This is a genomic window from Bacteroidota bacterium (genome assembly GCA_030706565.1).
Classification (GTDB): Bacteria; Bacteroidota; Bacteroidia; order Bacteroidales; family JAUZOH01; genus JAUZOH01.
Genome location: JAUZOH010000020.1, coordinates 1 through 21423, shown reverse-complemented (window position 1 = coordinate 21423; position 21423 = coordinate 1). Strand labels below are relative to the sequence as shown.

The 21423-nt window shown below is 37.4% G+C and carries 18 protein-coding genes; 11 read left to right on the top strand and 7 right to left on the bottom strand.

Features of this window, described 5'->3' with window-relative positions:
- Positions 1-500 precede the first annotated feature (500 nt).
- The 3 genes from Q8907_02510 (at position 501) to ahcY (ending at position 4183) form a co-directional block, all read left to right on the top strand.
- Positions 501-1445 (top strand): DUF6263 family protein, encoded by a 945-nt coding sequence (locus tag Q8907_02510; protein ID MDP4273130.1) that lies wholly within the window; start codon positions 501-503, stop codon positions 1443-1445.
- A gap of 325 nt (positions 1446-1770) precedes the next feature.
- A complete protein-coding gene (locus tag Q8907_02505; GenBank protein MDP4273129.1) occupies positions 1771-2709 on the top strand; it encodes a bifunctional riboflavin kinase/FAD synthetase in 939 nt (312 codons plus the stop codon).
- A 55-nt stretch (positions 2710-2764) separates the two neighbouring features.
- Positions 2765-4183, top strand: a complete 1419-nt coding sequence (ahcY, locus tag Q8907_02500) for an adenosylhomocysteinase (protein MDP4273128.1) — start codon at positions 2765-2767, stop codon at positions 4181-4183.
- Positions 4184-4234: 51 nt separating this feature from the next.
- Here the strand turns inward: ahcY and Q8907_02495 are convergent, their stop codons facing one another.
- Positions 4235-4705, bottom strand: coding sequence for a hypothetical protein (locus tag Q8907_02495; protein ID MDP4273127.1), 471 nt, complete (start codon positions 4703-4705; stop codon positions 4235-4237).
- Positions 4706-5068: 363 nt separating this feature from the next.
- Between Q8907_02495 and Q8907_02490 the strand changes: the two genes are divergently transcribed.
- From Q8907_02490 to Q8907_02480, 3 genes are all read left to right on the top strand, one after another.
- Positions 5069-5521 (top strand): hypothetical protein, encoded by a 453-nt coding sequence (locus Q8907_02490; protein ID MDP4273126.1) that lies wholly within the window; start codon positions 5069-5071, stop codon positions 5519-5521.
- A 209-nt stretch (positions 5522-5730) separates the two neighbouring features.
- On the top strand, positions 5731-6207 hold the full coding sequence (greA, locus tag Q8907_02485) for a transcription elongation factor GreA (protein MDP4273125.1): 477 nt from the start codon (positions 5731-5733) through the stop codon (positions 6205-6207).
- A gap of 14 nt (positions 6208-6221) precedes the next feature.
- Complete coding sequence (locus Q8907_02480) at positions 6222-6617, top strand: HIT family protein (GenBank protein ID MDP4273124.1); 396 nt, start codon at positions 6222-6224, stop codon at positions 6615-6617.
- Positions 6618-6658: 41 nt separating this feature from the next.
- Here Q8907_02480 and ruvC read toward each other — a convergent pair whose 3' ends face one another.
- The 5 genes from ruvC to rplU all read right to left on the bottom strand — a co-directional run bounded on the left by ruvC (position 6659) and on the right by rplU (position 10810).
- A complete protein-coding gene (gene ruvC, locus Q8907_02475) occupies positions 6659-7210 on the bottom strand; it encodes a crossover junction endodeoxyribonuclease RuvC (protein MDP4273123.1) in 552 nt (183 codons plus the stop codon).
- Positions 7211-7220: 10 nt separating this feature from the next.
- Positions 7221-8486, bottom strand: coding sequence for a S41 family peptidase (locus Q8907_02470; protein MDP4273122.1), 1266 nt, complete (start codon positions 8484-8486; stop codon positions 7221-7223).
- A gap of 197 nt (positions 8487-8683) precedes the next feature.
- Positions 8684-9958 (bottom strand): serine--tRNA ligase, encoded by a 1275-nt coding sequence (serS, locus tag Q8907_02465; protein ID MDP4273121.1) that lies wholly within the window; start codon positions 9956-9958, stop codon positions 8684-8686.
- Between the two features lie 102 nt (positions 9959-10060).
- Entirely contained in the window at positions 10061-10321 is a 261-nt protein-coding gene (gene rpmA, locus Q8907_02460) for a 50S ribosomal protein L27 (GenBank protein MDP4273120.1), read from the bottom strand.
- A 30-nt stretch (positions 10322-10351) separates the two neighbouring features.
- Positions 10352-10810 carry a 50S ribosomal protein L21 gene (gene rplU, locus Q8907_02455; GenBank protein ID MDP4273119.1) on the bottom strand — a complete coding sequence of 153 codons (459 nt, stop codon included), beginning with the start codon at positions 10808-10810 and terminating at the stop codon, positions 10352-10354.
- Between the two features lie 303 nt (positions 10811-11113).
- On the opposite strand from rplU, the gene Q8907_02450 reads away from it, so the two are divergent.
- The 4 genes from Q8907_02450 (at position 11114) to Q8907_02435 (ending at position 17969) form a co-directional block, all read left to right on the top strand.
- A complete protein-coding gene (locus Q8907_02450) occupies positions 11114-11719 on the top strand; it encodes a bifunctional nuclease family protein (GenBank protein MDP4273118.1) in 606 nt (201 codons plus the stop codon).
- A gap of 215 nt (positions 11720-11934) precedes the next feature.
- Positions 11935-15579: a PAS domain S-box protein gene (locus Q8907_02445; GenBank protein ID MDP4273117.1), complete on the top strand. Its 3645-nt coding sequence runs from the start codon at positions 11935-11937 to the stop codon at positions 15577-15579.
- 4 nt (positions 15580-15583) lie between these two features.
- On the top strand, positions 15584-16702 hold the full coding sequence (locus Q8907_02440; GenBank protein MDP4273116.1) for a glycosyltransferase: 1119 nt from the start codon (positions 15584-15586) through the stop codon (positions 16700-16702).
- Between the two features lie 7 nt (positions 16703-16709).
- Entirely contained in the window at positions 16710-17969 is a 1260-nt protein-coding gene (locus tag Q8907_02435; protein ID MDP4273115.1) for an ABC transporter permease, read from the top strand.
- Positions 17970-17996: 27 nt separating this feature from the next.
- Here Q8907_02435 and recQ read toward each other — a convergent pair whose 3' ends face one another.
- Positions 17997-20195: a DNA helicase RecQ gene (gene recQ / locus Q8907_02430; protein MDP4273114.1), complete on the bottom strand. Its 2199-nt coding sequence runs from the start codon at positions 20193-20195 to the stop codon at positions 17997-17999.
- 397 nt (positions 20196-20592) lie between these two features.
- On the opposite strand from recQ, the gene tatC reads away from it, so the two are divergent.
- Positions 20593-21408, top strand: coding sequence for a twin-arginine translocase subunit TatC (gene tatC, locus Q8907_02425; GenBank protein MDP4273113.1), 816 nt, complete (start codon positions 20593-20595; stop codon positions 21406-21408).
- The last annotated feature ends 15 nt before the right edge of the window (positions 21409-21423 follow it).

Here is a 21423-nt window from a genome sequence, read left to right as displayed (position 1 = left end):
TTTTTACGCTTCGCGAATGAAAAATCCTGGAAAATTTTAATAGATTACAGGCCTGTTTTAGCCCCATGATAAAGTGCGGTTGAAGGACAATAAATCACTGACTTTAAATTTTATTCCGTTCAGGGAAATATTTAGTTGCGAAACTTAAATAATTTATTATTGTCCGATTAAAATTTCAATACAGCTTAAAGACCCTTCGTTTTATTTCATTACGCTCAAGATGACAATTATTTATAGAGGGATTGATTTGCGGCAATGCAGCAAACCAACCCCTCTAAACCTAAACATTTACTAACTTGTTGTCATTCCGGGCAGAGCCGGGAATCTTTATATTTTTCCCAGACATTGCTATTTAGAATTAAAAAAATAGAACTATTCCGTTTAAAGTACTTATTCTGTTTTAATTAACGAAATCAATTTCAACAAAAAGGGAACCACATTCTTCATTTCTGTTTGAAAATGCTATATTTATCTTCTCATAACCAATTTAATTTTAGCAGATGAAAAAAATGAAAAAGTTTACCACGAATATGATTTTACTGCTTTCCTGCTTATTGATATGCAGCTTTACCGGGGGAAAAGAAATCAATCTGGACCTTAAAGCCGGGAAAACATATAAACTCGAGAACATATCAGAAGTGACCATAACACAAAATTTTATGGGAAACAATATAGTAATCAAGACCAATATGGGAGGAGTGATTCGCTATAAAGTCAATAGTAAAAATAAACAAAATGATGCAAACATCACGGCTACTTATGAATCATTACAATATGAAATAAATATGCCCAGTATGAAACTGTCTTACAACTCTTCCCAAATTCCACTTAAAGATGACAAGTTAGCCCAGGCATGCAACAAATTGATAGGGAAATCCTTTCACCTCATATTAAGCAAAACGGGCAAAGTACTTGAAATTTCAGGTGCCGATGAAATTCTGAACACCGTACTGAGTGCAGCGGATACCACTGCACAGGAATATAATATCCTGAATTCTACCCTCAAACAAAGTTTTACCAATGATGCCCTGAAATCGAATCTTGAACAGACCTATAATTTTTACCCGGGGAAAGTAGTTGCTGAAAATGAAACATGGAATAAAAATTCGGATTTTAAATCAACATCCTTTTCAGGAAAGTGGAATAACACATATACTTTAAAAGCCAGGAATGATGCTCAGTATACAATTGCCGGCAATTCCGCTTTTTCTAGTGATACCACTGCCCAAAATGTGAACGGAGCGCCCATGAAAGCCAAATTCGACCTGAATGGTACTTCTATTGCAACCATTAAGGTTAATGCAAAAGACGGTTGGATTATTGAAAACAGCTCGGAGACAAAACTAAGCGGGAAAATTCATATACTCCCCTCCGGTCAGTTGCCCACAGGTATAGACATACCTATGGAAGTCAATGGCAATTCTATATGCAGAAGCGTCAACTAGAAAACTTAGAGGTCAAATTAATTTGCAAATAAAAGGTTATGAAACATAACCTTTTTTACTTTTATTTAAGTTCAGAGGATTTGATCAATTCCTGTTTTTTAACCATTGTTGACCGGTTAAGAGGACAATTATTTATTTTTGGAGGGGGTAATTTGCTGCAATGCCACAAACCAACCCTTCTAAACGTAAACATTTACGAACTTGTCGTCGTTCCGGGCATAATGAGGAATCTTTACATTTTCCCCTGACTCAAATGTTTTTTAAACAGACCTTCTCAGTGTAGTCATATATTTTTTATTTTTGCAGTTTAATCACAGCAAAAGATTTGACAGTATATAACAATTTAGAAAATTTTTCAGTCGAAAAGCCGGTAGTTTCAGTAGGTACATTTGACGGAGTACATATCGGGCACAGGCATATTCTTCAGCGCACCCTTTCATGGGCAAAAGAGGTTGGAGGAGAAGCGGTGGTTGTTACTCTCTGGCCACATCCACGGATTGTGCTGAATCCGGAAGTTCAAAACCTCAAACTTCTTAATACGCCGGAAGAAAAAGAAATGTTGCTTCAGCAACTGGGCATCAAACATTTGGTTGTACTTCCTTTTACAGCTGAATTCGCCTCACTTACCTCCTGCCAGTTTATCAGGCAATATATACTCGGAGCCATGAATGCACATTATCTGGTTTATGGGTTTGATCACCGTTTTGGATGTGACCGGGAAGGAGATCCTGCAAAAATAAAGGGATGCGTTTCGGATAGTCAGTTGGAAGTTGAGAAACTTGAAGGCTTATTGATGAATCATAAAAAAATAAGCTCTACCCATATCCGTCAGGTTTTACTGGACGGAGACATTGCCAATGCAAACAAAATGCTGGGTTATCAATACTTTCTATCCGGGAAAGTCATTGAAGGCAGGAGAATTGGCAGATCTATCGGTTTCCCTACTGCCAATATCGAGGTAAAAGAAAATTATAAACTTGTTCCAACCGATGGCGTATATGCAGTAAAGGTGAAAATTGACGATAAATGGTTAAACGGTATGCTCAATATCGGACAAAATCCTACTGTCTCCCATTCACATGCCGGCCGTTCCATAGAGGTGAATATTTTTGATTATGCCGATACCTTATATAACCAGCAGGTCAGCCTGCAGTTTATAGCCCGTCTCAGAAATGAAATAAAATTTGACAGCATTGATCTGCTCAGGCAACAGCTGGAAAAAGATAAGGCCGAATGCCTGAAAATCCTCAGGATGCACCACTAATGTTTTTGCTGACATGAATTTATACTATTTTTGCAAATAAAATCTTAATTTAAAGATGGAAAAAACTTTGACTCAGACCTTGCCTTATAAGGTGAAGGATATCAATTTAGCCGATTTTGGTAGAAAAGAAATAGATATAGCCGAAAAGGAAATGCCGGGTTTAATGGCTATCCGGGAAAAATATGGGCCCTCCAAACCTTTGCAGGGAGCAAGAATTTCAGGTTCATTACACATGACCATTCAGACTGCTGTTCTGATTGAGACTCTGGTGGAACTGGGTGCCGATGTACGTTGGGCAAGTTGTAATATTTTCTCTACCCAGGATCATGCAGCTGCAGCTATAGCCAAAAGTGGAGTACCCGTATTCGCCTGGAAAGGCGAAACCCTGGAAGAATACTGGCAATGCACAAAGCTTGCCCTTTCATTCCCCGGCGGCAAAGGGCCCAATCTGATAGTTGACGACGGAGGCGATGCTACCCTTCTTATTCATAAGGGATTCGCAGCTGAAAACGACCCCTCAATACTTGATAAAACACCCGGAAATAAAGAAGAATCTGTCATTTTAGATCTGCTCCGTTCGACTCTTCAGGAAGATTCCACGAAATGGCACCGTACTCTTGCAGAATGGAAAGGCGTTTCAGAGGAAACGACCACCGGGGTCCACCGTCTTTACCAAATGATGGAGAAAGGCGAACTGTTGGTTCCAGCCATCAATGTTAATGATTCCGTTACAAAATCAAAATTCGACAACCTTTATGGTTGCCGAGAATCACTGGCTGATGGTATTAAACGGGCTACTGATGTGATGATTGCTGGAAAAGTTGTTGTTGTCCTTGGACATGGCGATGTAGGCAAAGGATGTGCCAGTTCCATGCGCTCTTATGGCGCCAGGGTACTGGTTACAGAGATAGACCCAATCTGTGCCCTTCAGGCTGCCATGGACGGCTATCAGGTAACAAGCATGGAAGAAGCCGTAAAAGAAGGCAATATTTTTGTTACCACTACAGGCAACTGCGATGTGATTACCATCGAGCACATGGAAAAAATGAAAGACCAGGCAATTGTTTGCAACATTGGCCATTTCGATAACGAAATACAGGTTGATAAACTTGAAAATTATCCCGGTATTAAAAAAGTAAATATTAAACCTCAGGTCGATAAATATATTTTCCCTGACGGACACTGCATTTTCCTGCTCGCTGAAGGCCGGCTTGTAAACCTGGGTTGTGCTACCGGCCATCCTTCTTTTGTAATGAGCAACTCATTTACCAATCAGTCGCTGGCACAAATGGATCTTTGGAAAAACAATTACAAAATCGGCGTTTATCGCCTGTCCAAGAAACTGGATGAAGAAGTTGCACGGCTACATCTCGAGAAAATCGGAGTTAAATTAACTACACTGTCTGAAAAACAAGCCAATTATATTGGTGTTCCTGTTGAAGGTCCATATAAGGCAGAATTTTACAGATACTAAGGGAACTAAGAATGATTAAAAGGGAGTGTTTCGGCACTCCCTTTCCCATTTTTAGTTAGATATATGCAGCCAGTTTCCATCTGCATAAACATTATATTCCTTTAAATTTCTTCGCGAAGGCCCTTTTGTTTTCGCGCCTCCCAAACTTAAATAATAAACAGAATGGCAGGTTGGACAAACTGCCGAATCGGTACAAGTCATCTTGCAATCGGTAGCCAGGTAATAAGGTTTTACATTGTTGATAGTCAAAAGAACCGTATCATAGGGGCAGGTCATCTCATAAGCTTTAAAAACATCCGTGGACTCCCTGTAGAGAATAAGTCCATTCAAACCCCGGTAAGAATCAGTCGTAGGGAGCATGATCAGACTGCAACTGGCTCCAATCCCTGACAATCCGGGATATAAAGAAATATCAACATCAACCTTGGCATAAGGGAGATAGTTGTTATCTTTGACACATTGAATTAATGCAAAAACACATACCAGAACTATAGAAATATTTCTTATTTTTGGTATCAACATAATAAAATTATTTCAGCCTTAAGATATGCAATTTCAGGTGAAAAAAACCGTTCTACTTTTTTTAACGTTAATTTTTGCCTTTTATTTCAATTGTTCTGCACAGATTGAAGGGCAATCCGGAATGCGGGGAACTGAAACGTCTATAGATAAAAAAAGTGAAAAAATTAATGCCAAAATTAAAAGGAAAGAAGATAAGGCCTTTGAAAAAGAAAGAAAAAAAACCTTAAAAAAGCGTTATAAGATGCAAAGCAAAGAAGTGCAAAGAAGGATGAAATCTTCGCGCAAAGAAGCTGATCGGTTTAATAGTCATATTCAGGGCCACGAATCATTTCTGAAACGACTTTTTACTAAACGCAGAAAAAGATGATTATACAGGCAGGATTAGGTTCTTCTATATTATATATCGCAATTGCAGTATTGCTTGCGATATTGAGTCAGGCTGACAAACAGAGGAAGAATAAGGCGGCGGTACGCAAAAATCCTTTAGGGACCTCCCCTTCTGGAAAAAACGCCGATATCTATAACCAGATAGCCCATTTACTGGACTTGCCAGTTGAAAAAACTGACCCTGCTCCTGCACCAAATGCACCTACTGTAAAAGAAATTAAAAATAATACACAAACCGTTGCTCAGGAAGATAGAAAAATTGAAAATATAAAAAATACGGTACTCCCCGGGAAAATGGACTATTTAGAAATTTTAGAAGAAGAGGGAAAAGAAACTGCAATAAAAGAAGAAGAAAATAAGCAACTTATTGAAAATTTTGACGTAAAAAGGGCTGTAATTTATTCCGAAATATTAAACCCTAAATATTAATTGAACAAATACGGGGTTATTTTGTTTTCCATCATAATCTTTGAAATAAAATCACACATATTTTTTAGCATTTTTTAAGAAAAACTTTCTCAATTTTAGAACCGATAATAAGAATAAAATTTTTGTATATTTACATCAGAAAGGGTTCTGGAAAATTCCGGAATTCTTTTTTATTTTATGTATAACAAATAAATTTGGAGGCTGATATTATGGCTAATGTTTCTTACCTTACGGAAGAAGGCTATAAGAAATTAAAGAACGAATTGAATCATCTCACAACAGTTGAACGTCCTTCTATTTCAAAACAATTGGCAGAAGCCAGGGATAAAGGTGATCTGTCGGAAAACGCAGAATATGATGCGGCAAAGGAAGCTCAGGGTATGCTCGAAATGAGGATCGCAAAGTTGGAAGATACCATTGCCAATTCGAGGGTTCTCGACAAATCCAAAATGGATTCTTCAAAAGTCCAGTTACTTAACCGTATTAAGATTAAGAACAAAAACAACAATGCAGTTATGGATTATACGATTGTATCCGAAAGTGAAGCCGATTTAAAAGGTGGAAAATTATCGATCAATACGCCAATTGCTAAAGCATTATTGGGTAAGAAAAAAGGCGAGGTAGTGGAAGTACAGGTACCCTCCGGAAAAGTATCTTTTGAAATCCTTGATATTGCAATTCAATAAAATAATATAGAATTATGGCAAGTATCTTTTCAAAAATAGCAAAAGGGGAAATACCTTCCCATAAGGTTGCTGAAGACGAAAATTATTTTGCCTTTCTGGATATTAATCCTCTGGTAAAAGGGCACACTCTGGTAATACCCAAAAAGGAAGTTCCCTATGTGTTCGACCTTGACGATGAATCTTTAAGCGGATTGATGATTTTTTCAAAAAGAGTTGCAAAAGCTCTTGAAAAGGCTATCCCCTGTCTGAGAATAGGGGTTGCAGTTGTAGGACTGGATGTCCCTCATACCCACATTCACCTTATTCCTCTCAATAAGATGAGTGATATGAATTTTTCCAATCCCAAGTTGAAACTTTCGGATGAAGAATTTAAAGAGATCGCAGAAAAGATCAGTAAAGAATTTAAATAAAGAAAGCTCCTGAAAAGGAGCTTTTTTATTTAATATATTTCTTATTTGACCCGGCCGGGATTTTGTGCGATAAAATCTTTCCAACTGTTGAAACTCTGCCCTGACCCGGGAATATCCCGTTGATAAAAATGGCACATTGCAACTGCTACTGCATCAGTAGCATCAAGCATCTCATGCAGTTCACCGGTCTTTAATATCTTTTCAATGAGTAGAGCTACCTGTTCTTTGGAAGCACTTCCCTGTCCTGTGATGGCCTGCTTTATCTTTCTGGGAGCATACTCATGTACCGGCAAAGAGCGATACAAAGCTGCCGAAATAGCCACTCCCTGTGCCCTCCCCAACTTCAACATGGATTGCACATTTTTCCCGTAAAAAGGCGATTCTATAGCCAGTTCACCGGGATGATATTCATCTATCAACTGTAAGGTCCGGGTAAATATTTTCTGTAATTTGACATAAGGATCATGCAACTTGTTTAATTGTAAGACCCCCAATGTGATTAATTCCGGTTCTTTTTTTATGACCCTGATTAAGCCATACCCCATAACGGTTGTACCGGGATCAATGCCTAAAATAATTCTTTCTGTTCCCAAAATATTTCTGTTAATAGGCCCCGATTTCTCCCCGTAAACCTTTCATTTCCGGGAAAGGTATGGATTGTCGGTAGGCCTTCTTGGTGGCTGCAAAAGTGCCTGTTTTTATATAATACAAGGCCTGTTTGAAACAATCCTCGGTTTTGTCGTTGAAATCTTTGTCAATATTATCAAGAACATAAGAATCGGCCTTTAATCCGCTATAATAGTCACCTTGCCCGTTGGCATTGGTTATCCTGAAACATATCGGGACAAAAGAATAATCCTTATAAGTGAAAATATACATTCCCACTGGCTTTCCATAGGTGTTATCGCCGATACACACAACCTTGATAAAGGGCTTCAATCCATTTATTACCGCTTCACTTGCAGAAGCAGTACTACCGGAAGTAAGAACAACAAGCCGGTTAAGATTCAGGGCATTGCTCAGATTTTTATAGAAAGCTTCCGAACTGTTTGCTTTCTGTTTGTTTTTATTATGAAAATAATTGACAAAAGTTTTACCATCTGTATTGGAACCTCCGATTAAACTGGCCAGAGTATCGGCAACATTCACCAATCCTCCTGTATTATACCGCAAATCGAGGACCAGATCGCTTACTCCAGCCTGTTTAAAAAAGCTGAATGCCTCATCAATTTCCTGCTCTCCCGGAACAATAAAACCTTCAAGTACAATATGTCCTATCACTTTCCCATCCTGAACAACAGTATCCCTGTAAAGGACAGTATTAATTGTCAGATTCTCTTTGGTAAAAGTTGAATCAATAATCTTGCCGGCGGGGCTCTTAAACAATATCTCATTCTGAACGCCTGCAGTACTGCTTCCCAACAAAGAGCTTATGCTGGAGTTTTTATTTACAGCTGTACCATTAATTTTAAGCATTTTCCAGCCACGCCTGATCCCGGCCTTGTATAAAGGAGAATTTTTATAAACAAAAACAACAGTTATAGAATCGTTTGAATCCAAGCCATAACTAAAACCATATCCTGCAAATGCTCCTTCCTGGAAATAGGACTCAGTCTCCTCTTTTGAAGCAATATAACTCCATTTATCCCTGGGTTTATAGCGCATGGCTTCGAGTAAAGAATCAGGATGGGTATATTTATTTTCGCTTACAACCGGCATACTGTCATTCCATAAATACCAGGTATTCATCAAACCATATAAAGCTTCCGTGGCATCTTTCAGGTTACTGGCAACAGTATCGGCATGAGTTGGAGTTGAGGTTTCGTCCTTGCGGCAATTCCATGATAACAAATTTATTATCAGAAACATAACTGCCAGAAAAGATAAATTTTGAAGTTTCATAAATTATCCGCTTTACCAATTTCAAAGTTAAACAATTAATTGTCTCTTTGGTTCGACCTTTATATTAACGTCAATTACTATTTAAAAATTACAGAAAATGAAAAAATAAACCCATGAGAAAAAAACGCTCATGGGTTTGTTTAATATCCTATTGATCAACAGGCCTAATCAATCATGTCGAAACCGGTATATTTAACAAGTACTTCCGGGATCTTAATTCCCTGGGGGGTCTGGTTGTTTTCAAGTAAAGCGGCAACAACCCTGGGCAAAGCCAAAGAACTTCCATTCAAGGTATGGGCCAGTTGTGACTTTTTATTTGCCTCATCCTTGAAACGCAGTTTCAAACGGTTTGACTGGAAAGTTTCAAAGTTTGAGACAGAACTGATTTCAAGCCATTTATTTTGGGCCGTAGCCATTACTTCAAAATCGAAAGTCAAAGCAGAGGTAAAACTCATATCCCCCCCGCACAATTTCACAATACGATAGGGCAGTTCAAGCTTTTTAACCAATCCTTCCACATGTTTTACCATTTCATCAAGTGCCTGGTATGATTTGTCTGGATGCTGAATCTGAACAATTTCAACCTTATCGAACTGATGCAAACGGTTCAATCCTCTGACATCCTTGCCATAAGAACCGGCTTCTCTGCGGAAACACGGAGTATAAGCAGTATTTTTAATTGGGAAATCAGAAGAATTAAGAATTACATCACGGTAAATATTTGTAATCGGGACCTCAGCAGTAGGAATAAGATAATAATTATCCAATCCGACATAATACATCTGTGCTTCCTTATCGGGCAATTGTCCTGTACCAAAAGCCGAATCCTCGTTGACCATGATGGGCGGTTCAATCTCAAGATAGCCGTCCTTTTGGTTTTCATCGAGGAAGAAATTAATCAAGGCACGCTGTAACCTTGCACCTTTCCCTTTATATACGGGGAAGCCGGCTCCAGTCAACTTATTACCCAACTCAAAATCAATAATATCATATTTTTTTGCCAGATCCCAGTGGGGCAAGGCATCTTCCGGCAATTCAGGAATAATACCTCCTTTTTTAACTACAACATTATCTGCTGCAGATTTGCCTTTAGGAACAACTTCACTGGGCATATTGGGTAAAAGAACCAGAAGTTCATTGAGTTCTTTTTCCTTTGAATCCAACTTTTGGCTTAATTCCTTAACAGAATCCTTCAAACCTGCAGTCTTATCTTTAGCTGCAGCAGCTTCTTCCTTCTTGCCGGATTTGAATAAATTGCCAATTTCTTTTGAAAGAGCGTTCAGCTCGGCTTGCTGTTGATCCATGTTTTTCTGCAAGTCCCGACGTTCTTTATCGATATCCAGAATTTTATAAACAGTTTCTTTGGCATCGAAATTTTTAACAGCCAAACGTTCAATTACTTTTTCCGGATTTTCCTGAATGACCTTTAACGTAAGCATGATAAGTTTAATTTAAGCAGGAAATAAAATAAAAAATCTCCAAACCTATTTGTCTAAAGTAGACAAATATTTCGGAGATCTGCAAAATTTAGATATAAAACCTTATTCTTCAATTGGAAGAACAGAGACAAATGATTTGTCCTCTTTTTTCTTTTTAAATTCAACTTTCCCATCGATCAGGGCAAACAAAGTATGATCTTTACCCATTCCAACATTTAAACCAGGACAGTGAACAGTACCTCTCTGACGTACTAAAATATTGCCGGCTTTGGCAATTTGTCCTCCATATAATTTTATTCCAAGTCGTTTACTTTCTGACTCCCGACCGTTTCGAGAACTTCCTGCTCCTTTTTTGTGTGCCATTTCTAATATATTTTAATGCTTTATTGCTTTTTACTCTTCTTTTTTAGTAGCCTTCTTTGCCGTTGTTTTTTTAGCTGCAGGCTTTTTAACTTTAACAGCAGCTTCCTCAACCTCAGGTTTAGCCTTTACTTCTTCAGCTTTAGGTTCTGCCTCAGCTTTTACGTGTTCAGCACCATTTTGAAGAATATCTTCAATAAGAAGCTGTGTAAAATATTGACGGTGACCGTTGAGTTTTTTAAAACCTTTCCTTCTGATTTTCTTAAAAACCAGAACCTTATCTCCTTTGGCATGAGCTAAAACTTTGGCCACCACACGTGCTCCGTCCACTACTGGTGTCCCTACCTCTATCTTTTCATCATCGTCTTCAATTAAAAGAACCTGATTGAAATCTATCTCAGCTCCTTCAGCTGCTTCTAATCTGTGGACAAATATTTTATTGTTTTTCTCAACTTTAAATTGTTGTCCTGCTATATCTACTATTGCGTACATTGGTAAAGTTTTTCAAATTTTAAACTTGGGACTGCAAAAATAGAAAAGATTAATTGATAAGCAAAGATTTAATCAGAATATTTTTTTAATTTAAAATTACAGTCTAATTTTAAGTAAGGATTAATCCCTGTTTTCACGGATAAAATTAGAATGTTACAAATTCAACTTTTTTTAATCCTGAGTAAAAATTGCAGGCCTATCATGCCAAATCAGAACAAATATAATACAAATCTAGTAATATTCACTATATTTGTATAGTTTATTGAGTGGGGACTTCATTATCTCATTGTTATTATAAAGGTTATGAATAAAGTTAAATTAAATGTTTTAGGAATATCATACAGTCAGACTCAATCGGGAGCTTATGCTTTGGTTTTATCTGAAGAAAATGGGGAAAGACGTATTCCTATCATTGTAGGCGGGTTCGAAGCTCAGGCTATAGCAATTCAACTAGAAGGATTAAATCCTCCACGGCCCCTTACCCATGATCTGTTCCTGAATTTTGCCAAAGCCTTTAAAATAAATCTTACTGAGGTAAATATTTATAAACTGGAAGAAGGAGTATTTTATTCAAAACTTATTTGTGAAAGTCCGCAGGTTAAACTCAGTGTAGATGCCCGTACCAGTGATGCGATTGCCCTTGCATTGCGCTTTAAATGCCCTATTTATACCACCGAAGAAATTATTTCAAAAGCAGGAATCATCCTGGACTTTGAAAAGGAATCCAAAGAAAATGAAGAGTCAAAAGGAGCATCCGTCGGTTCCTCAAATTCCGATTCCAGTGAAGCCAATGAATTTGTTGACCTAGATACCCAGGAACTTAAAGAATTATTGGATGAATCAGTAAAACAGGAAAATTATGAACGCGCTTCACTGATCAGAGATGAATTGAACAAAAGGAAAAAGTAAATTTCCCCAGCGGTCCTGAAATCATAAACTCATCCGAATCGACATTCTTTGTCACTTTTTTTAACTAAACTGTCCATATTTTACCGGAATTAGTCATAAACCATTAAAATAAAAGTATTTTTTTTTAATGGTTTCAGGCTTTTTAATAATTTTATATATTTAAAAAGTTTTTCTGAAATCATACTTTATTGAAGTTATTTCGGCAATTAAAAGAAATGGATTCAAAATATAAAGAACTACAAGATGTTAATAAAAAGCTGCTTTCCAGAATAGAATTTCTGGAAAAAAAAATCGAATTCATTTCTAAGCCGGGAAATACCGTAAATGACCTACTGAAAAAAATCATACACCTGAAGAATTCAGCTGTTTTCGTTATAGAACAAGAAAAAATTACCGATGCCAATATAAATTTCGCAAACCTGCTTGGCTATTCAACAAATGAATTAATTGGGAAAAACTGGCAGGAACTCCTCGATAAACATGTAGAATCAAGTATAAACCTTAATTCAGATTGTCCTGATAAATTTGTCAGATTTATCAAAAAGGATTCCACAATTCTTGATACCGAAATTCATTTTTGTTCTGCTCAATCTGCCGGGGATCATCTCCAATATATTGTAGTGAACAAAAACCTAAGCCCGTCAAATGAATTTAGCCAATGCTGCTCCCGCTTCCCTCATCTTGAAGTTATCAATAACATTCCTTTCATGCTTTGGATTAAAAACAAAGCGGGTAAATATATCGTTGCAAATAACTCATTTTTATATTTTTGCAATTTAGACCTTGTCAATTTAGTAGGAAAAAACGATGAAGAAATTTGGCCGTCAGAGCTGGCAAAAAAGCTTATACAGTACGATCAGGAAGCTATAGAAACAAAGCGGCAGAAAGTTGTGATTGAATCCTTTTCCGGATCAATTGCAGATCCCAGGTGGTTTGATACCTTTATTTCTCCCATACAGAATGAAAACGGCGAAGTAATCGGAACTACAGGTTTTGCCAGAGATATCAGCCAGAGGGTCTCACTTTTCAGTGAGCTCAAGGAAAGTGAAGAAAAATATCAGCTCATAGCTGAAAATCAAACTGATTTTATAATTAAGACCAACAAAAACGGGGAGCTTGAATTTGCCAGCCCTTCTCTTTGCGAATTATTCGGGAAAAAAGAACACGACCTTTTAGGGAGGAAATTAAATCCATACATTCACGAAGAAGATCTTAAACGCAGCGAAGAAACAATAAAAAAACTTCATGTACCTCCTTTTTCCTGTTATGTTGAACAAAGAGCCCAGACAAAAAAAGGATGGAGATGGATAGGCTGGTCTGATAAGGCAGTATATGATAAAAATGATAATTTTCTTGGATTTATCGGTACAGGGCGCGACATTACCAATCTGAAAGAAGCTGAATCCCTATTGTTGCAGCCTCAAAACAATGAAGACTCCCTTCTTGTCAACCTTCCATTTATGACCTGGGTTAAAGACCTTCAGGGGAAATTCCTGTTTGCAAATAAATATTTTGCTGATTTCAACCAATCTTCACCAGATTATATAATAGGAAAAACAAATTATGATTTGCACACTTCTGATTTGGCCGACAGGTATGTCGCTGTTGACAATGAAGTTATTCGTTCCGCAAAACAGGTCATCACAGAAGAATTCACCCTGATCAACAATGAATTCAGGTGGTTCCAAAGCATTAAAAATCCTTTGTACAACCATCAAAGAGAAATCATCGGTACCTGTGGCATTGCTGTTGACATCACCGACAAAAAATTATCAGAAGAAAGACTTAAAAAAAGTGAAGATAGGTATAAGAATCTGATCACTTTAATGCCTGAAACCATTTTTGAATGTAACAAAGAGGGGCTGCTGACATTCTTCAACTTACAAGGTTTAAAAATATTTGAATACAGTGAAACGGAAATTAAATCTTTAAATCTTTCCCGGCTTATTTACCAGGGAGACAGGGAAAGGCTGGACTACGATTTGAAAAAAGCCCTTGAAGGTTTTGAAATAAAAGGAGTTGAATATAGGGCAATCAGCCACTCGGGAAAAATATTCAGTATTCTTCTGTATATCAATCATATCTATTGCGACAAGGAAATCATCGGTTTCAGAGGGGTTATCACGGATATTACAAAGCAAAAAATTGCTGAACAAAACGAACAAAAGTATGCCGATAATTTATTCTTTTTATCGAATACTGCATTGGATTTTCTCAGTATTCCCAATGACAATCTGTTTGAATATATAGGGCAGAAACTAAATGAATTGGGCAACAGTTCATTTGTCATTATCTCCAAATATGAAGAGACAGATGACAAGTTCAAAATAAAATACCTTTCTCCTTTGAGTCCTGCTATTTCAAATAAATTAGAAAAAATACTAAAACATTCACTTGACGGCCTTGAGCTTTCGATATCGGATAAATATAAAAGAGAATTATGTACCTACACACATCTTAAACAGTTTGATAACGGGCTGTATCAATTATGTGACCAACAATTTCCAGGGAGGATTTGCAGGAGAATTGAAAAAATTCTAAATATTAGAAAGGTCTTAGGCATCGCATTGATGCAAGAGGGAAAACTGTTTGGAACTGCAAGTCTGCTTACTTTTAATGGCGACGAGTTTATAAATAACAGAATCATTGAAACGTTCATTTATGAAGCATCCGTGGCCGTTCACAGAAAATATATCGAAAACGAACTGATAAAAGCTAAAGAAGAAGCCGAAGATTCTGATAAATTAAAATCAGCGTTCCTGGCCAATATGTCTCATGAAATCAGAACACCTATGAATGGCATATTGGGAATGGCCCAATTAATAGATGCTCCAGATACAACCCCTGATTTAAGGGAAGAGTATATTAAAATTATTGATAATTGCGGCAATTCGCTTGTTTCTTTGGTTGACAACCTGATCGACCTCTCAAAATTAGAAAGCAAACAATTAAAATTACTGCCCGAAAACTTTACTGTTCTGCCCTTAATGCAGGAATTATTTGAATATTATCAAAATATCATTCAGAACAAAGGCAAAGAAATAGTGCTGAGTTTAAATGTTGAATCCGCAGACAGGCAATTGTCAATTTTTACCGACCGTCTGCGTCTAAAGCAAATCCTGAAAAATTTGCTTGATAATTCTGTAAAGTTCACTGAAAGGGGAGAAATTAAATTTGGTTATTCTTTGACCCGGGATGATTATATTTCATTCTATGTAAAAGATAGCGGCATAGGTTTCCCCGAAGAAATGAAAATAAAATTATTCAAAGCTTTTACGCAGGAGGACAATTCACTTACCCGGAGATATGGAGGATCAGGGTTGGGGCTTCCAATAGCTCAGGGCCTGGTTAACCTGATGAATGGGAAAATGTTTAGTTCTTCACTTGTACATGAAGGCTCTGAATTCACATTTAGCATACCAAGAATAACGAACATGGGAGATATAAAAGAGACAAAACCAGATATCGCAAAATCAGCCAATACAATTGATTGGAGTAATCACCTGATATTAATTACTGAAGATGATCTCATTGGGTTTAAGTTATTACAGGGCATCTTAAGAAGGACACAAATTCAGATTATCAGGGCTACAGATGGCATGATGGCTGTCGAAACCTGCAAAAACAATGATAAAATCGAGCTGGTACTAATGGATATCCAACTTCCTGGAATTGATGGTTATGAAGCAACCAGGGAAATTAAAAAATTCAGGCCTAACCTGCCTATCATTGCTCAAACAGCTAATGCCATGGAAGAGGACAGGTGGAAATGTTACAATGCCGGTTGCGACGATTTCGTGTCCAAGCCTATAAATTTTGATAAATTACTTAACACCATTGCAAAATATCTGGACAAATAGCCTTATGATCACGGTTATTGTGATTGGTATTTTGATAATTTCTCTATACAGCTTTATCATTCTTGCTTTTGCCAAAGGCTGGGTAAATTTGCAGTTTTTTTCCACGGTTGCCTCTCGAAAATTCAATACTTTCGTAACCATTGTAGTCCCGTTCAGAAATGAATCTGCTCATTTGGCCGCATTGCTCAACAGTTTGACAAATCAGGATTATCCTGCCGAGCACTATGAAATCATCCTTGTTGACGATCATTCCGAAGATAACAGCTTCACAGAATTGCAGCAGCTGATGGCAGGATATAATAATATCCGTTTGCTTAAACTGGAAAAAGGATCAGGGAAAAAATCAGCACTTTATAAAGGAATCGTTGAGGCAAAAGGGAACCTTATTGTTACTACAGATGCAGATTGCACTACAGGGGAAAAATGGCTGTCAACAATAGTCTCTTTTTATGAAATTTACCGGCCAAAAATGATTATTGCCCCGGTCAGGTTATTATCCCCCAAAAACTGCTTTCAATTTCTGCAATCCATTGAATTTACCAGCCTTCAGGCTTCAACAGCGGGCTCAGCCGGGCTTTCGCATCCCATCATGTGCAACGGATCAAATCTTGCCTTTGAAAAAACGGCTTATTTTGAAAACAATAATTTTTCTGTGGCTTCGGCTTCGGGGGATGACATGTTTTTTTTACACCAGCTAAAAAAAAATCAGGCACAAAACATCAGGTATCTGAAATCTACCGATGCCCTGGTTTATACAGAAGCTTGTCCTAACCTGCGCTCTTTCCTGAATCAGCGCAAACGATGGGCTTCCAAAAGCCAATATTACAAGGATTTTGACACAATTGCCACAGCATTGATTGTTGCCACAACAAATATCTTTCTGGTTGCCCTATTCATTTCCGGATTTTTTTCCATTAAATATTTTTCTGTTTTTTTCTTCTATTTTGTATTAAAATGTTTGAGTGATTTCTTTCTTTTGCACCGTACTAAAACATTTTGGCAAACAAAAATGGCCTTATTGTGGTTCATCCCCTCGGCTTTCATTTACCCATGGTACATCGCGTATACATGCCTTACGGCTGTAATAGGAAAATATGAGTGGAAGAACAGAAAATTAACTTAAAATGATCATGTCAATCCGTACCCTAAAAAATTTCTTTAAAAGGAAGCAAAATATACCTCAGTACAATTCTCAGAAAATATCCTGGCAGAAATTCAGAACCAACAAACTGGCATTATGCGGCTTGATGATTATTGGTTTGGCGGTACTGATTTCAATTTTAGGATATTGGATTACTCCAGACCATAGCCCGGATTGCAATGAACAAATTCTGGAAATATCTACCAAGAAACCCGGATTCAGGGTGAAAATGCTGATGGTCAGAAAAAACAAAAAAATTGAACCCGGGAATTTCTTTTCAAAAATGTTTACCGGCCAGGAGAATCTTTTTATACCGGTTCCGATTAATTCATATCGCTTTAAAAATGACCAGATTGAAGTTGAAAGATATTCCGAATTAAAAAATGAAACCTTCAGGGAGAATTACAGCCTAGCCGATGTACTATATCCCCTGGCATATAATGTGCCGGTTATCAATGATCAGCATGGACGCCTTATATTTAAAGATTTAGATAACAAGCAGCATGTAGAAACAATTAAAAATTTACAGGAAAGAATCCAAAAAGAAAATATTGTTAGCAAAACTTTTTACCTGGGCACCGACAGATTTGGCAGAGACCTTTTAAGCCGTTTGCTTATCGGTACAAGAATTTCCCTTTCGGTAGGATTTATTTCTGTACTCATTTCCCTGATCATAGGAATAGGATTGGGAGCCCTTGCAGGATATTTTAAGGGCTGGGTAGATAACATCATCATGTGGTTAATCAATGTGGTATGGTCCATTCCCACCTTATTGATGGTTATTGCAATTACCCTGGTTTTGGGTAAAGGTTTCTGGCAAATATTTATTGCGGTAGGGCTAACCATGTGGGTGGAAGTAGCCCGGGTGGTCAGGGGCCAGGTTCTTGGAATACGCGAAAAAGAATATGTTGAAGCAGCCCGAGCCCTGGGGTACAGCAATAAAAGGATCATCCTTAAACACATTATCCCTAATGTTTTTGATCCGGTCATTGTCATTTCAGCGGGCAATTTTGCCTCAGCCATTTTGATTGAGGCAGGACTTAGTTTTCTGGGTATAGGCATTCAACCTCCGGTGTCGTCGTGGGGCAACATCATCAAAGACCATTATGGGTACATCATTGTAGATTCTGCTTACCTGGCAATCATTCCAGGCCTGGCAATCATGATCATGGTACTGGCCTTTACGCTTGTAGGTAACGGACTAAGAGACACCCTTGATACCAAAGGGGTGAATAATACAGGGGTATAAAACCGGGAAACGCCCTCTTCCAGGGCGTTAATTCCCAAGTTCGGATATAAATTTGATTCTCATCAAACGAATATCTTCCTCGGTATACTCGTCTTCACCCAGTTCTTTTAAGGCATCCTCAACAGATTCGGTTTCTGCCTCTTCCTTGAAGTAATCGAACACTTCACTCTGATGCTCTTCGTCCATCACATCATTGATATAATAGTCGAGATTTATTTTGGTCCCTGAATTGACAATTGCTTCTATCTCTTTCAACAGATCTTTCATATCCAGGTTTTTTGCTTCACAAATGTCATCCAAAGAAATCTTTCTGTCAATACTTTGAATAATAAATACCTTCAGGCCACTTTTGTTCACCACCGATTTAACGACCATATCCTGTGGACGGATAATTTCTTTTTCTTCCACATATTTTTTGATCAAGTCGATGAATTCTTTACCGTATTTCTGGGCTTTACCAGCACCAACCCCGATAATGTTCTGCAATTCATCCATACTTACAGGATATTGGATGGCCATGTCTTCAAGGGAAGGGTCCTGGAAAATAATAAAAGGAGGTAGATTTTTCTGTTTGGCTATCTTTTTCCTTAAATCTTTAAGAATATTGAACAATTCGGTATCCACAGCGCCGGATTTGGTTTCACCGGAGCCCCCCATTGCCTCTTCCTCCTGTTCTTCTTCATAGTCGTGATTTTGAACCAACATAATGGAATAAGGATGTCTAAGGAATTCCAGACCAGCTTCATCAACCCTCAACAAGCCGTAATTTTCGATATCTTTCTGAAGGAAATGGTTGATAAGTGCCTGACGAATCACAGCATTCCAGAATTTAGTATCATGATCGCTCCCTGTGCCAAAAACAGGAAGCTTATTATGTTTGTATGCTTTAATTGCACTGTCGACGTTGCCCGCCAGCACATTGGCTACATGCTGAGCCTTGAATTTTTCATTTACGGCCTGAACAGCTTGTAAAACCTGAATGATATAATCTTTCCCTTCAAAACTCTCCTTGGGGTGCAAGCAATTATCGCAATTATCACAATTATCTTCCAGATAATCCTCTCCGAAATAATTCAGGAGCAATTTACGGCGGCACACGGCCGACTCCGCATAAGCCGTTGTCTCCAACAATAATTGTTTTCCTATTTCCTGTTCTGCTACAGGTTTTCCCTGCATAAACTTTTCAAGCTTTTGAATGTCCTTATAGCTATAGAAAGTTATACAACGTCCTTCACCTCCATCTCTTCCAGCCCGGCCAGTTTCCTGATAATAACCTTCAAGGCTCTTGGGAATATCATAATGGATGACAAACCGTACGTCAGGTTTGTCAATGCCCATCCCAAAAGCAATAGTAGCCACAATAACATCCACTTCTTCCATTAGAAACTTATCCTGATTGGAGGAACGGGTGGCAGAATCCATTCCTGCATGATAAGGCAAAGCTTTGATTCCATTAACATTCAAAATCTCAGCCAGTTCTTCAACCTTCTTCCGGCTTAAGCAATAAATAATTCCTGATTTACCAGGATTAGTTTTGATAAACTTAATAATTTCTTTGCTTGCATTAACCTTAGGCCTGACTTCATAATATAAATTGGAGCGGTTGAAAGACGATTTAAACACATTGGCGTTCAACATGTTGAGGTTTTTTTGAATATCATGTTGAACTTTAGGAGTAGCCGTTGCCGTTAACGCAATGATAGGTCTGACACCTATTTCATTGATAAGTGGACGGATTTTCCTGTATTCAGGCCTGAAATCGTGCCCCCATTCAGAAATACAATGGGCTTCATCAATAGCATAAAAGGAAATCTTTATTTTACGGAAAAACTCGATATTCTCTTCTTTAGTCAAAGATTCAGGGGCAACATAGAGCAATTTCGTTTTCCCCTCCAATACATCTTCTTTAACTTTTGCAATAGCCACCTTGGTCAGCGAAGAATTTAAAAAATGCGCTATTCCTTCCTCTTCGCTAAAACTTCGCATTGCATCCACCTGATTTTTCATCAGGGCAATTAAAGGAGAAATTATAATTGCGGTTCCATCTTCGATTAAAGCAGGTAATTGATAACACAAAGATTTTCCTCCACCCGTCGGCATCAGGACAAATGTATCATTCCCTGCTAAAACATTCCGTATAATAACTTCTTGATTACCTTTAAAATTATCAAAGCCAAAAAACTTCTTTAAATACTCATTCAACGATATTTCAGCACTCGTACCCATTTACACTTAAAAACTCCTTTACTTTATATAGATTTTTTTTCGATTTTGAATTTATTTTGTTATATACAATTAGATTAAATATCAAATAAATATACTACAATTAGGACAAAAGTATATAATATAGTTCTATAAAAAAAGGTGATTTTTTATGTATTCAGTTTAAATCACGTATAAGAAATTTATGAAAAAAACGGGAAAAATCAAACTAAAATTGTGACTATCTTAATAAAATTCATCATTCCCTGTGAGTTAGATAATAGCATTTATACTGAAAAAAAAGAAAAAAGTTGCATTACAGTATTGAATCATACATGAAAAATGGGGATTACTGAAAAAATAATAAATTTGCAGAAATTTTTGCGGCAATTGCCGTAGAAACAACCAAACTTTTTCAAAAATGATAAATAACCGTCCCCCAAAAGAGATGTCTTTTCTGGATCACCTTGAAGAACTTAGATGGTGCCTTGTCCGTTCTCTTGCTGCAGTCATGATATTTGCCGTACTTGCTTTTATATATAAAAACATCATCTTTGATAAAATTCTGCTTGCCCCGAAAAATCCTGCTTTTTTCACCAACAGAATGCTTTGTTTATTGGGAACGGAATTAAATCTCCCCCATTTGTGCATTAAATCAAAACCATTCCAGCTGATCAACCTGGATATTTCAGGGCAATTCAATACACATCTGATGGTTTCTTTTATTGCAGGTTTTATTATTGCTTTTCCTTATATTTTTTATGAATTCTGGAAGTTTATTAAACCTGCACTTTACGAAAAAGAGCTCAAAAAAGCCAGGGGGGCAATTTTTTATATCACCTTTCTTTTTCTGTTAGGGATACTTTTTGGGTATTACATCATTGTACCCATGAGCATATCTTTTTTTGGTGATTATCAGGTCAGTAATTCAGTTATGAATCAAATCAACCTTGGATCTTACATATCCATGGTAACCACCACAACCCTCGGTTGTGGTATTATCTTTGAGATACCTGTTCTTATCTTTTTCCTGAGCAGTATAGGTATACTTTCACCCAAATTTTTGATTAAATATAGAAGGCATGCTATTGTTCTTATTCTAATCCTGGCCGCAGTAATTACTCCACCGGACGCTTTTAGCCAGGTCATCGTAGCATTGCCCTTAATCATGCTTTATGAAGTAGGAATTATGATTTCTAAAAAAATTACGAAAAAAAGAGAAGCTGAAAGTCTCTAACCGGACTTATTAAAT